Below are 13,840 nucleotides of genomic sequence, written 5' to 3'. Positions count from 1 at the left end.
CTTATTATTTGGTTGAAATGGCATTGTTAAAAAAAATAAAAATGAAAGTATTGCTAACAGGTGCTAATGGTTTTCTTGGAAAAATTATCAAAAATACATTAGAGAAGGAGTATCAAATTATTGAGTTGTCCAGAAAATCAGGAGATTATCAGGTTTCGTTGGATAAAGAAATACTTGAGTTTACTGAGTCGTTTGATTTGGTAATTCATTGTGCCGGAAAAGCACATTTTGTACCTAAAAAGAACGTTGAAAAGAAACAATTCCATGAGGTAAATGTTATCGGGACTGAAAATCTATTGAAAGGATTAGAAAAAACAGTCTTACCCAAACAGTTTGTTTTTATTAGTTCAGTTTCGGTTTACGGTCAAGAGTATGGAAAAGATATAAATGAAGAACATCAGCAAGAAGCGAAAGACCCTTATGGCTTGAGTAAAATTGAAGCAGAAGCATTGGTAATGAAATGGTGCAAAAAACAGAATGTGGTTTGCACTATTTTGCGTTTGCCACTACTGGTAGGCGAAGACCCTCCAGGGAATTTGGGAGCGATGATAAAGGCAATTGATAAAGGGTATTATTTTAACATTGGAGGAGGAAAAGCCAGAAAAAGCATGGTGCTGGCACAAGATGTTGCCAAATTTATACCTAAAGTTGCAATAATAGGAGGTATTTATAATCTGACAGATGGGCATCATCCTGACTTTAGTGAACTAAGTATGGCAATTTCAAAACAAAAAAACAAAAAAAAACCTTTAAATGTGACTATGTTTATTGCAAATTTAATGGGATATGCAGGGGATTTATTAGGGAATAAAGCACCGATTAATACTCTGAAGCTTAAAAAAATAACTTCTGATTTGACTTTTGATGATACCAAAGCAAGAGAAGTTGCTGGATGGAATCCACAAGGAGTTATAGAGTGGTATGGGAAAACGTTAAAATAAATGAAGTAAGTATAAGGGCAAAACAATAATAATTGATTTAACCATTCAATTATTATTTATAATTAACAATATAGAACGAATAGTTACAATAATGATAGATAATAAAAATAACAACTACGTCCTCATTATGGCGGGCGGAGTAGGCAGTCGGTTTTGGCCTAAGAGTCGCAATCACTTTCCAAAGCAGTTTATTGATATATTAGGAACGGGGCAATCGTTGTTGCAATTGACCTACGAAAGGTTCTTAAAGATTTGCCCTAAGGAAAATATTTATATACTGAGCAATCAGCAATATTTGGGTTTGATTCAAGATCAATTGGCAGGAATTTCGGCAGATAACATTTTATTGGAGCCGAGCCGAAATAATACGGCACCCTGTATCGCTTATGCTTCCTATAAAATATTGAACGCAAATCCCGATGCCAATATCGTGGTGGCCCCATCGGATCATTTGATACTAAAGGAAAGCGAGTTCTTGGACAGAATCAGTCAGGCATTGGATTATACCGCCGAAAATGATGCTTTGCTTACGCTGGGTATTAGCCCAACAAGGCCCGATACCGGTTATGGCTATATTAATTTTCAGAAAGAAGGTGTTGGCGGCGTTCATAAGGTAGAACGTTTTATGGAGAAGCCTGTTTTAGAAAAAGCTGTAGAATACGTGGCAAATGGCGATTATCTGTGGAATGCAGGAATTTTTATTTGGCGTGCCGAAAGTATTCAAAATGCCTTTCGAGAACATGCGCCTGAAATTCATCAATTGTTTGAGCAGGGGAATACATTATATAATACTGATGCAGAGGCTTTGTTTATAGCGGAGTATTATCCCCAAAGTCCGAACATTTCTATTGATTATGCTATTCTTGAAAAGGCAGCTAATGTCTATACCATTCCGGCCGATATCGGTTGGTCGGATTTGGGTACCTGGGCTTCTTTGCATGAAGTAGCGGAGAAAGATGGATTTAATAATTCAGTAAGTGTTTCTGATAAGTATCTTAGTAATACTCAAAATTGCCTAATACAAGTGCCCAAAGGCAAAGGAGTAGTGATAGACGGACTTGAAAATTATATTATCGTAGATGATGCTAATGTGTTGTTGATTTATCCGAAGGAGAAGGAACAGGAAATAAAAGAAGTATCGATGCAGATGGTAGCTGCGTTTGGGGAGGATTATTTGTAGTTGTGAATCGTGAGTCGTGAATCGTGAGTTGTCGGTTATCGGTTGTGGGTTCTCAGTTTCCAGTTATCGTATATTGGACAACGAATATCGTTTTTCGAATTATCATTAAAATAAGCCGTTGGTTGTGATTATGAAAATCGTCAGTTCGAGTGTTTTTTGTGAAGTAAAACGGAACAAAAAATGTATCGAGAACCTTGCTTAGAAGTTCTCGATACATTTTTTAAAGTCGGAGCATCTTTTTAAGCTATACTAATTTTGGAAGCTTTAAAAAACACTCGAACTGACGGCGAGCTTAAGGCATTTTATATTGGTTTTTTAGAATGAAAATTATGCCTTGAAGTAATTGAAGTTATTTTGATATTTTGGATTCGTCAGTTCGAGTGTTTTTTGTGAAGTAAAACGGAACAAAAAATGTATCGAGAACCCTGCTTAGGAGTTCTCGATACATTTTTTAAAGTCGGAGCGTCTTTTTGAGCTATACTATTTTTGAAAGCTTTAAAAAACACTCGAACTGACGGCGATCCTAAGGTCATTTTATATTGGTTTTTTTGTTGAATAAAAATTATGCATTGAAGTGACGGCGAGTTTAACTTTATCTCGAACTGACGAATACTTATCTCCAAAAATGAATTTCAGCCAACGGATTATAATAGAAAAGGGTTATTAAAAACATTTAAATAAAAAATGCAGTATTTATTTATCATTTTTGCGCTGTTCCTGTTGGAATTGGTCTATTTCAAAGTAGCGGATCGTTACAATATCGTGGACAAGCCGAATCAAAGGAGTTCACACACAGAAATCACGCTAAGAGGAGGCGGCATCATTTTTTGGTTTGCCGCCTTGCTTTATTTTGCGCAGCATCTGCAAAGTAATTATTTCTTCTTTGCCGGAATTAGTCTGGTGAGTCTGGTGAGTTTTTGGGATGATATCCAGAGTTTGTCTAATAAAATTCGAATTGGGGTTCATTTTCTAGCAATCACTTTGATATTTTTTGATTTGGGTGTGTTTGATTCTGTCCCGCTTTTAGGCATTGGAATCGCTTATGTTCTGGCGATAGGATTGATCAATGCCTATAATTTTATGGATGGGATCAATGGTATCACCGGGCTGTATACCCTAGTGGTTATGGGTGCGTTGTTGTATGTGAATCAGAATATCCAAGTATTTACAGATGGTGATTTCATCCAATATGCGATGCTGGCCAGCCTGGTTTTTTTGTTTTTTAATTATAGAAAAAAGGCCAAATGTTTTGCCGGAGATGTCGGGAGTATTGCGATTGCTTTTTGGGTGATTTATCTGGTTTTGAAATTGATTTTAGTGACGGATTCTCTTGTGTGGCTGTTGTTTTTGGCGGTTTATGGCGTGGATGCTGTTTGTACTATTGTACATCGTTTGTATTTAAAAGAGAATATTTTTGAGGCACATCGGTTGCATTTGTATCAGGTGTTGAGTAATGAATATAAAATGCAGCACCGATTGGTTGCGGCGTTTTATGGGATGGTTCAGGTTGTTGTTTCGGCAGTAGTGATTGGTTTGTATCAGAACGTTTCGGATTTTATTTTGTTTGGGCTTGTTATTGGGCCGTTGCTGCTTATTTATTGTTTGAAATTTTATTTGTTGCATAAAAAGAATATAAAATAGTACGCTATTAATTTGGTTAGAGAGAAGGAGAAGAGTTTTACTTTTTCCCTTGATGGAAAAAGTAACAAAAAGATCAAGCCTGAAAATTAAAAACTTAAAAACTATCTCAAAACTATGTTCCGCAGCCCGAGCCGTTCGCCTTTCAGGCTCATCTCGCGGACTGCTGCCACGTCGTTTTATCGTTGTTTTTTGACGTTTTTAATTTAAGGGCGGGAGAGGAGCGGTAACAAGAGTGTTCAGTGTTCCTTTTGAAGGTATCGGGGGTGCGTTAGGGATTCTCAGAGCATTTGACGCTCGACTGCGGAAGCGAAAGACGGGAGAGGAGCGGTAACAAGAGTGTTCAGTGTTCAGTTTGAAGGTATCGGGAGCTGAGTTAAGGATTCTCCGAGCATTTGGTGCTGGACTGCGCTGGAACTGACAACTGGACTATTTTATAATTATAAAATATTATATACATGAAACCCAAAATAATTCAAGGAGGTAGTTTTTCGGATCATCGTGGGACTATATCTTATGTTAATGATTTTAGCTTTGCGGCTATTGAACGATTTTATATCATCAGTAATTCTGATGAAAATCCGATTCGTGCCTGGCAGGGGCATAAATTGGACGCGAAGAATTTTTATTGTTTGAGCGGGTCGTTCAAAATTCATTTTGTAAAAATCGATAACTGGGAGCAGCCGTCTAAGGATTTGGTTGTTGAAAGCATTGCTGTCACTGCTTCAGAAAGTAAAATAGTGCATATCCCCGCCGGTTATGCCAATGCGATTCAATCTTTAGAGTCCGATTCGAAGTTGATGTCGTTTTCGACTTTGCCATTGTCGAATGTTCAAGAGGATGATGTGCGGTTTGATGCGGATTATTGGGTTGTGGGTAGTGAGTTGTGAGTCGTGAGTTGTGAATCGTGAGTCGTGAGTTTTCGGTTGTGAGTTGTGGGTTGTTGCTTATGAGCCCCGATAGTTATCGTGATCGGTTGATTTCCGTCACTTCGAGTGATTTTATAAAATAGCGATAGTATTTTTTTATAAAATTATATCGAGAAGGCGGTTGTCGGTTGTGAGAAGTGTCCTTCGACTTCGCTCAGGATGACAGTAAGTTGTGAGTCGTGAATCGTGAGTCGTGAATCGTGAGTTGTGGGTTGTGAGTTGTGAGTTGTCGGTTATGAGCCCCGATAGTTATCGGGATCGGTTGATTTCCGTCACTTCGAGTGATTTTATAAAATAGCGATAGCCTTTTTATAAAATTGTATCGAGAAGGCGGTTGTTGGTTATGAGTTTTTGGGTATAATAATTTTTAGATGTTTAAAATAAACAGCAATAGATGTTAGGGAATAGTTATAGAAAATTTAGAAAGGGTTCTTTTCCGTTTTTTTTAGGAAATTTTATTGAAAAGTATTTTGGCTCATTGGATTATCTGCCGCGCTGGATTATTTTTTGCATTGATAGTATTATTTTGGTCGTAGCGAGTTTGATTTCGTATCATCTGGTTTTCAATCTGAGTCCTTATTTTGACAGCCTGTTGGCGGTTCCGTTGCGTTATGGAATCTTCATTTTAGTCAATATGGTTTATTTTTTGTTGTTTCGAACCTATGCCGGGATTATACGCCATTCTTCTTTTATTGACGGGATTAAATTATTGCTGTCGACGGCCTTTTCTTTTTTGACGGTAGTTATGATTAATTTTGCGGCTTATTTGTGGCTTGGAAAAACAATCTACCGCATGCCGAGTCTGGTTATCAATTTTGCCATTTCTTTTCTGTTATTGTTTTTGTTCCGAATTTTTGTCAAGAATTTTTTTGAGCATTATAAGTCGGAAGCGGCTGATGATAACAAATTGGCTGTCTTGATTTATGGGGCTGATGCTAATGCGATTTCGGTTGCCAATGCCTTAAAACTGGAGGTGCCCAGCCGTTTTAAGATTGTTGGTTTTGTTGGTAAAAACAGTCCCAATTCTTCGAAGCGCATACTGGGTTTGCCGATTTTGAGCCATAAGAAAAAGTTGGTTGTTTTAATGCGTATGATTGGTGCCCAGGGCGTTATTATAGCTGATAGAGGACTGTCAAAGGAAGAGCAATTGCATATCGTGGATCAATGTTTGGAGTATCATCTTAAGGTGTACACCGTTCCTTTAATTTCAGATTGGGAAAATCAAAAGGAGATTTCGCAGAAGGTCAAAAAAATAGAAATAGCGGATTTATTGGAAAGGAGTCCGATTGTGCTGGATAATAAATCCATTTCGCAGCAGTTAAAAGGGAAAAGGATTTTGGTTACCGGAGCAGCAGGCTCCATAGGAAGCGAGATTGTCCGACAGGTTCTGGGATTTAAACCGGACCAGCTTATTGTTTTGGATCAGGCCGAGACTCCCTTGCACCATTTGAGTTTGGAGATTGAGGGCATGGATAGCCCAAGCATCATACATACGGCTATAGCGGACATCAGGGATAAGGCCGTTTTGGAGGCGCTTTTTGAGATGTATCGCCCGCAGGTTGTATTTCATGCCGCAGCCTATAAGCATGTGCCTTTGATGGAGAAAAATCCGTCTCAAGCGATTCAGACCAATATAAAGGGAACCAAAAATCTGGCTGATTTAAGCTGTTTGTATCAGGTGGAGAAATTTGTCATGGTTTCTACTGACAAGGCGGTCAACCCCAGTAATGTGATGGGCGCCAGTAAAAGGATAGCCGAGAAGTACGTGCAATCCTTGCATTTGAAGTCCCAAAGAGAAAATGGGGGAAGGGGGACTAAATTTATCACTACCCGTTTTGGAAACGTACTGGGATCTAATGGATCTGTAGTGCCTTTGTTCAGCAAGCAAATTGCCGAGGGCGGACCGGTTACGATTACGCATCCCGATATTATACGTTATTTTATGACGATTCCCGAGGCCTGCCAACTGGTGCTGGAAGCCGGAGCGATGGGCAAGGGGGGTGAGATCTATATTTTTGATATGGGTAAGCCGGTTAAGATTATTGATTTGGCGCGAAAGATGATCAAGTTGGCCGGTTTTGTACCAGACAGGGAGATTAAAATCGCGATTACAGGCCTGCGTCCCGGAGAGAAATTGTATGAGGAATTGCTCAATGATACCTCAAAGACCTTGGCCACGCATCATGAAAAAATTATGATTGCGGAGGAAATACAGGATGAATTTGAAAGCCTGCATGCCGATATTGAGGAGCTCATTGGGATTGATGGCTTTTTTGATAATGAGGATATCGTTTGTAAAATGAAGAAGATTGTGCCGGAGTTTATCAGTATGAATTCGGCTTATGAGGTGCTGGATAGGTAGTGAATCGTGAGTAGTGAGTTGTGAGAAGTGAGAAGTGAATCGTGAGAAGTGAATCGTGTCCTTCGATCCTTCGACAAAAGCTCAGGACAGGCTCAGCTCAGGATGACAGTGAGTTGTGGGTTGTGGGTTGTGAATCGTGAATCGTGAGTAGTGAATCGTGAATCGTGAGTTGTCGGTTGATTTCCGTCACTTCTAGTGATTTTATAAAATAGTGATAGCCTTTTTATAAAATTGTATCGAGAAGTCGGTTCTCGGTTGTGGGTTGTGATTTTACGAGAGAATTCAGAATATAGAGTAAAGAATATGTGGTGGGTCAAAGGGGATTTTTTCTTCTTTGACCTTTTTTTTGGTGAGAAGTGAATGTCTAAGCAGGGTTCTCGATACATTTTTGGTTTAAACTTGATTGTCCTTTAATTCCTGATCTTCAAAACCAAAAACACTCGAACTGACGACTGTAAAAATCGAAATAACTTCCGTTGTTTCGAGGCATAATTTGTATTCTAAAAAAAGCAATATAAAATGACGTTACAGCTATGCTGTAGAGTTGCACGACTTCAAAAAACACTAAAATTTGTTGTATAAAATACCAATACTTGGTATATTTGATAAAAAAAGATTATGGCAAGAAATACTTCAATATTATTAGGGGACTATTTTGAGAATTTTATCAATGAGCAAATTGCCTCTGGGAAATATAATTCAGTAAGCGAGGTAGTTAGGACGGCTTTGAGAGTTTTTGAGCAAGAAGAGAACAAAACAAAATCTTTAATCAACGAACTTAAAATAGGTGAAAAAAGTGCCAAGATTAAAAATTTTGATCGTCAAAAAAATCTGGAAGAACTTAAAGCAAACTTTAAGAAATAATGTCAGAATATATAATTAGCGAGAAAGCTATTGATGACATTAACAAAATTTGGATTTACACAGCTGAAAATTGGTCGATTGAACAAGCCGACCGATACTATAATTTAATTTTTGACGAAATTGAATATATAGTTGGTAATTTGGAAATGGCGCGTGACTTTGGAGGTATTAGGAAAAGCTATAGCTGTTCAAAAGTAAAATCTCACTTAGTTTTTTTTAAGAAAACAAAATCCAATGCAATAGAAATCATAAGGGTTTTACACGAAAAAATGGATATCGAAAATCAGCTAGGTCTTTGATAAAATTAAAGAGTGAGTCGTGAGTCGTGAATGGTGTAGTGAAAGTTGTCGGTTCTCAGTTTAGAGTTAGCTGTTAATTTGTTTCAAGTTTCAGGTTTCAAGTTTCAGGTTGGGTGATAGTAGGTTAGTCTATTTTATCATAGAGTTTAGAGCCCAGATTTACTATTTAGAAAAAAATATAAAAATATAAAATGACGATTGAGAAAACATTTATAAAAGATTTGGTTGTTGTAGAGCCCGCCGTTTTTGGAGATGAAAGAGGTTATTTTTTTGAAGCCTATAGTAAGACTAAGTTTGAAGATTTGGGGATTGCTATAGATTTTGTGCAGGACAATCAGTCTTTTTCTAAAAAAGGGACTTTGAGAGGCTTGCATTATCAAAATCCTCCTTATGCCCAAACGAAGTTGGTTCGTGTGCTGCAAGGGGAAATTATTGATGTTGCTGTGGATCTGCGAAAAGATTCGGCTACTTATGGGAAGGCATTTAGTATCTTATTATCTGCTGAGAATAAGAAACAATTGTTGGTTCCCCAGGGTTTTGCCCATGGATTTTCGGTAATTAGTGAAACGGCTTCCGTAATGTATAAATGCGATCAGTTTTATCATAAAGAAAGTGAGGGCGGGATTCGTTTTGACGATCCAAGTCTAGCTATTGATTGGGGAATTGATGTAGCGGATGCGATTGTATCGGAGAAGGATTTGGTTTTGCCTTTTATTGAGGATTGTAATAGTGGGTTTTAAGTTGTGAGTCGTGAGTTGTGAGTCGTGAGATGTGAGTTGTGAGATGTGTGTTATGGGTTTTGGGTTTTGGGTTTTGGGTTGGAAATGGAAAAGAGTAAAAATTAAATGAAAAAAATAGTAGTAACAGGTGCTCAGGGGCAGTTGGGATCAGAGTTGCAGGTTTTGGCTCCCAATTATCCGCAATTTGAATGGGTTTTTACCGATCGGGAGGAACTGGATTTATGTGATTTGGCTGGTTTGGAGGCGCAATTGGATGCTATTCATCCCCAAATCATCATCAACTGTGCGGCGCATACGGCTGTGGATCGGGCGGAGACTGAGGTGGAATTGTCGGATGTGTTGAATCATCAGGCGGTTGCGGTATTGGCCAAATGGAGTGCAGCTCATGGAGCTAAATTGATTCATGTTTCGACTGATTATGTTTTTGACGGCAGTTCTTCGACTCCTTTGACGGAAACCGCGCCGACGAAGCCGATTAATGTATATGGGGTCACTAAACTGGCCGGTGAAAAGGCTTGTATGGAGGCCAACTCTAATGCGCTTGTCATCCGAACATCCTGGGTGTATTCGCGTTTTGGGAATAATTTTGTCAAAACGATGTCGCGATTGATGCAGGAAAGAGATTCTTTGAATGTGGTGAACGACCAGATCGGGAGTCCGACCTATGCTGCTGATTTGGCCCAGGCGATTCTAACGATCCTGACTCATGCGCATTGGCAGGCGGGGATTTATCATTTTTCGAATGAGGGAGAAATCAGTTGGTATGAGTTTGCCCTGGCGATACAGGAAATTGGCGGTTTTGATTGTGAGATTAGTGGGATTCCATCAGCCGCTTATCCTACGCCGGCGAAGCGTCCGCAGTATTCTTTATTGGATAAAACGAAGATTAAAATTACTTTTGGAGTGGTGGTACCGGATTATGAGGAGAGTTTGAGGAAATGTATGGGGTTGTTGCGAATTTAAAAACGAATTGAAACGAATTGAAACGAATTGAAGCGACTTGAAGCGAATTGAAGCGAATTGAAACGAATTAAGGCGAATTAAGGCGAATTTTAAAACGAATTAAGGCGAATTGAAGCGAATTTTAAAACGAATTATGCGAATGGATTCCAATAATAAAATACTTTACAAAGAAGAAAGCTTTAAAATTATTGGGGCTTGTATGAAAGTACATCGTTCATTAGGAGCTGGATTTCTGGAAGCGGTTTATGAGGAAGCGTTGGAGAAAGAATTTCAAGTTCAAGAAATCCCTTTTAAAAAGCAAGTGAAGTTGGAATTATATTATGATAATCAGAAATTAAATAAACACTATAGAGCAGACTTTATTTGTTATGATTCCATTATTTTGGAAATAAAAGCAGTACAGCTAATACCCATAGCATTTTATGCACAGTTGAAGAATTATCTACGATGTACAAAAATGGAGTTAGGTATGTTGATTAATTTTGGTACGACTTCATTAACTTATAAAAGAATAATTAATTTAAAAAATTCGGATTAATTCGGATTAATTCGTAAAATTAGAAATAAATGAAAAAAATATTAATTACCGGTGGTGCCGGTTTTATAGGGTCGCATGTGGTGCGGCTTTTTGTGAAAAAATATCCGCAGTATCAGATTTTTAATTTGGATGCCTTGACCTATGCGGGGAATCTAGAGAATATTGCCGATATTGAAAAGGAGTCCAATTATACTTTTATTAAAGGGGATATTGTGGATGCACCGTTTATTGACGCTTTGTTTGCCGAACATCAGTTTGATGGGGTTTTGCATTTGGCTGCCGAGTCGCATGTGGATCGCTCGATAACGGATCCTTTGTCTTTTGTGAAGACCAATGTGATTGGGACCATGAATTTGTTGAATGCTGCTAAGACCATTTGGAATGGTAATTATGAGGGCAAACGTTTTTATCATATCAGCACCGATGAGGTGTATGGCAGTCTGGGGGCCGAAGGCTTGTTTACCGAGACGACGCCTTATGATCCTAATTCGCCTTACTCGGCTTCCAAAGCCAGTTCGGATCATTTTGTGCGTGCTTATGGTGAAACCTACGGCCTGCCTTATGTGTTGACGAATTGCTCGAATAATTACGGACCTTTTCATTTTCCGGAAAAATTGATTCCGCTATTCATTCATAATATCATTCAAAATAAGCCTTTGCCGGTTTATGGCGATGGGAAATATACGCGCGATTGGCTTTTTGTAGAAGATCATGCGGTGGCGATTGATTTGGTTTTCCACCAAGGAAAGAATCATGATACCTACAACATAGGTGGTTTTAACGAATGGCAGAATATCGATTTGGTGAAATTGCTTTGTAAAATTATGGATGAGAAGCTAGGTCGTCCAGCTGGGACATCGGAGCAATTGATTGCTTATGTGAAAGACCGTCCGGGGCATGATTTGCGCTATGCGATTGATGCGACTAAGATCAATAAGGAGTTGGGGTGGAAACCTTCGGTTACTTTTGAGCAGGGATTGGAGAGAACGGTAAATTGGTATTTGGAGAATCAAGTTTGGCTGGAGCATGTTACTTCAGGGGAGTATGCTAGTTATTATGAGAAGCAGTATGCGAATTGAAACGAATTAAGGCGAATTAAGGCGAATTATGACGAATTTTAAAACGAATTAATGCGAATTGAAACGAATGGATGCTGCCAATGACGTTTTGGTTGAGCTTAGAAATTAAGGATTTGTTCATTTTCTTTTGCCTTGATGCAAAAGAAACAAAAAATCAAGCCTGAAAATTAAAAACTTAAAAACTACCTCAAAACTATGTTCCGCAGCCCGAGCCGTTCGCCTTTCAGGCTCATCTCGCGGACTGCTGCCACGTCGTTTTTTCGTTGTTTTTCTACGTTTTTAATTTAAGGGCGGGCTTAGGAGTGGTGAGTTGTCGGTTTTCGTCACTTCGAGTGATTTTATAAAATAGCGAGAGCGTTTTTATAAAATTGTATCGAGAAGTCTGGGGAAAAGAAATCCTTTAAAAAAATAAAAAAAGCAATTAGTTTAAGCATATAAGGTTATTTTATATGCAGTTGGCCAATTATTTAAGATGTACTAATATGGAAGAGGGTATGCTGATTAATTTCGGCAGGCCTTCATTAACTTATAAAAGAATCATTAATTTGAAATAATTCGTATAATTCGGATTAATTCGTAAAATTCGTAAAAAAAAAATGAAAGGAATTATACTAGCCGGTGGATCGGGTACTCGTTTGCATCCGTTGACCTTGGCGATGAGCAAGCAAATGATGCCGGTTTATGATAAGCCGATGATTTATTATCCGTTGTCGACTTTGATGATGGCGGGGATTCATGAGATATTGATTATTTCGACTCCTCATGATTTGCCTAATTTCAAGAAGTTGTTGGGTGATGGCTCGGCTATAGGTTGTCAGTTCAGCTATGCGGAGCAGGCGGTTCCTAACGGGCTGGCACAGGCTTTTGTCATAGGCGAAGAATTTATAGGAAACGATAGTGTTGCCCTGGTTTTGGGGGATAATATTTTCTTTGGTGCCCATATGCAGGAGTTGTTGCAATCCAATACCCAACCGGAAGGCGGGGTGGTGTTTGCTTATCATGTGGCGGATCCGGAACGTTATGGGGTGGTGGAATTTGATCAAAACCATAAAGCGCTTTCGATTGAAGAAAAGCCCTTGGAGCCCAAGTCGAATTATGCGGTACCGGGTTTGTATTTTTATGACAATTCGGTTGTGGAGATTGCCAAGAATATCCAGCCCAGTGCCAGAGGGGAATATGAAATCACCGATGTCAACAAGGTCTATCTTGAAAAAGGGCTGTTGAAAGTTGGGATTTTGAGCAGAGGCACCGCCTGGTTAGACACCGGAACTTTTAACAGCCTGATGCAGGCCGGACAATTTGTTCAGGTGCTTGAGGAGCGTCAGGGATTGAAAGTGGGCTGCATTGAAGAGATTGCCTGGAGACAGGGTTTTATTACAGATGCGCAATTAAGAGAATTGGCAGAGCCTTTGAAGAAATCCGGATATGGGGAGTATTTGTTGGGGTTGTTGAAGATGAAGATGTGAATCGTGAGTTGTGAATCGTGAATCGTGGGTTGTGAATCGTGAGTTGTGAGTTGTGAATCGTGAATCGTGAATCGTGAATCGTGAGTTGTCAGTCGTGAGTAATAGCTATCGGGAGGTTGTGATTTTAGGATAGAATTCAGAATATAGAGAATATGTAATGGGTCAAAGGAGATTTTTTCTTCTTTGACCTTTTTTTTTGGTGAGAAGTGAGAAGTGAGTTGTGAATCGTGAATCGTGAGTTGTGAGTTGTCGGTTGATTCCGTCACTTCGAGTGATTTTATAAAATAGCGATAGCGTTTTTATAAAATTGTATCGAGAAGGCGGTTGTCGGTCATGAATCGTGAATCGTGAGAAGTAAATGTCTAAGCAGGGTTCTCGATACATTTTTGGTTTAAACTTGATTGCCCTTTAATTCCTGATTTTCAAAACCAAAAACACTCGAACTGACGACTGTAAAAATCGAAATAACTTCCGTCACTTCAAGGCATAATTTTTTACCAAAAAAAGCAATATGATATAACATCCACAGTGTCACCTCGAGCGGAGTCGAGAGGCTTCGATGTAAAAAACGTCAATGGTAGTTGTGAGTCGTGAGATGAGTGTTCAGTCTCGAGTTGTCGGTTGTGAGAGTCAAGAAGCAAGGTTATCGTTGTTCGTCCATCGTTTGTCGTTAACCGTCTATGGGACAACGAACATCGTATATCGAACATCGTTTCCCTAGCTCGGGAGGGTTGTGAGTTGTCGGTCCCGATAGATTCTGTGTTGATTTCCTAATAAATCTAAATTTTATTTTTATCGGGAAGCTTTTTTTTATGTTTAATATTCTTAATTTTGTCGTCTA

13 protein-coding genes are annotated in these 13,840 nt (G+C 38.9%); all 13 read left to right on the top strand.

Annotated features, from left to right (window positions below; all coding sequences use genetic code 11):
• The first annotated feature begins 41 nt into the window (after positions 1 to 41).
• Complete coding sequence (locus BUB25_RS13695) at positions 42 to 941, top strand: NAD-dependent epimerase/dehydratase family protein (RefSeq protein WP_072945496.1); 900 nt, start codon at positions 42 to 44, stop codon at positions 939 to 941.
• Between the two features lie 91 nt (positions 942 to 1,032).
• Positions 1,033 to 2,121, top strand: coding sequence for a mannose-1-phosphate guanylyltransferase (locus tag BUB25_RS13690; RefSeq protein ID WP_072945309.1), 1,089 nt, complete (start codon positions 1,033 to 1,035; stop codon positions 2,119 to 2,121).
• 684 nt (positions 2,122 to 2,805) lie between these two features.
• On the top strand, positions 2,806 to 3,762 hold the full coding sequence (locus tag BUB25_RS13685) for an MraY family glycosyltransferase (protein WP_072945307.1): 957 nt from the start codon (positions 2,806 to 2,808) through the stop codon (positions 3,760 to 3,762).
• A 455-nt stretch (positions 3,763 to 4,217) separates the two neighbouring features.
• A complete protein-coding gene (locus BUB25_RS13680; RefSeq protein WP_072945306.1) occupies positions 4,218 to 4,649 on the top strand; it encodes a WxcM-like domain-containing protein in 432 nt (143 codons plus the stop codon).
• Between the two features lie 433 nt (positions 4,650 to 5,082).
• On the top strand, positions 5,083 to 7,050 hold the full coding sequence (locus BUB25_RS13675; protein ID WP_084089623.1) for a polysaccharide biosynthesis protein: 1,968 nt from the start codon (positions 5,083 to 5,085) through the stop codon (positions 7,048 to 7,050).
• A 618-nt stretch (positions 7,051 to 7,668) separates the two neighbouring features.
• Positions 7,669 to 7,914 (top strand): type II toxin-antitoxin system ParD family antitoxin, encoded by a 246-nt coding sequence (locus BUB25_RS13670; protein ID WP_072945304.1) that lies wholly within the window; start codon positions 7,669 to 7,671, stop codon positions 7,912 to 7,914.
• On the top strand, positions 7,914 to 8,213 hold the full coding sequence (locus tag BUB25_RS13665; RefSeq protein ID WP_072945302.1) for a type II toxin-antitoxin system RelE/ParE family toxin: 300 nt from the start codon (positions 7,914 to 7,916) through the stop codon (positions 8,211 to 8,213). The genes BUB25_RS13670 and BUB25_RS13665 overlap by 1 nt, the downstream gene beginning before the upstream one ends.
• A gap of 191 nt (positions 8,214 to 8,404) precedes the next feature.
• Positions 8,405 to 8,953, top strand: coding sequence for a dTDP-4-dehydrorhamnose 3,5-epimerase (gene rfbC, locus BUB25_RS13660; RefSeq protein WP_072945301.1), 549 nt, complete (start codon positions 8,405 to 8,407; stop codon positions 8,951 to 8,953).
• A gap of 105 nt (positions 8,954 to 9,058) precedes the next feature.
• Complete coding sequence (gene rfbD / locus BUB25_RS13655) at positions 9,059 to 9,916, top strand: dTDP-4-dehydrorhamnose reductase (RefSeq protein WP_072945299.1); 858 nt, start codon at positions 9,059 to 9,061, stop codon at positions 9,914 to 9,916.
• A 139-nt stretch (positions 9,917 to 10,055) separates the two neighbouring features.
• Complete coding sequence (locus tag BUB25_RS13650; RefSeq protein ID WP_084089620.1) at positions 10,056 to 10,454, top strand: GxxExxY protein; 399 nt, start codon at positions 10,056 to 10,058, stop codon at positions 10,452 to 10,454.
• A 29-nt stretch (positions 10,455 to 10,483) separates the two neighbouring features.
• Positions 10,484 to 11,533 (top strand): dTDP-glucose 4,6-dehydratase, encoded by a 1,050-nt coding sequence (rfbB, locus tag BUB25_RS13645; RefSeq protein WP_072945296.1) that lies wholly within the window; start codon positions 10,484 to 10,486, stop codon positions 11,531 to 11,533.
• Between the two features lie 449 nt (positions 11,534 to 11,982).
• Entirely contained in the window at positions 11,983 to 12,087 is a 105-nt protein-coding gene (locus tag BUB25_RS16875) for a GxxExxY protein (protein ID WP_139256919.1), read from the top strand.
• A 42-nt stretch (positions 12,088 to 12,129) separates the two neighbouring features.
• The gene (gene rfbA / locus BUB25_RS13640; RefSeq protein ID WP_072945295.1) at positions 12,130 to 12,999 is read left to right on the top strand and encodes a glucose-1-phosphate thymidylyltransferase RfbA; all 870 of its coding nucleotides are present in this window, start codon (positions 12,130 to 12,132) and stop codon (positions 12,997 to 12,999) included.
• Positions 13,000 to 13,840 lie beyond the last annotated feature (841 nt).

Origin of the sequence: Flavobacterium granuli, assembly GCF_900129705.1 — a bacterium.
Classification (GTDB): Bacteria; Bacteroidota; Bacteroidia; order Flavobacteriales; family Flavobacteriaceae; genus Flavobacterium; species Flavobacterium granuli.
This window is presented reverse-complemented; position numbering and strand designations above follow the sequence as displayed.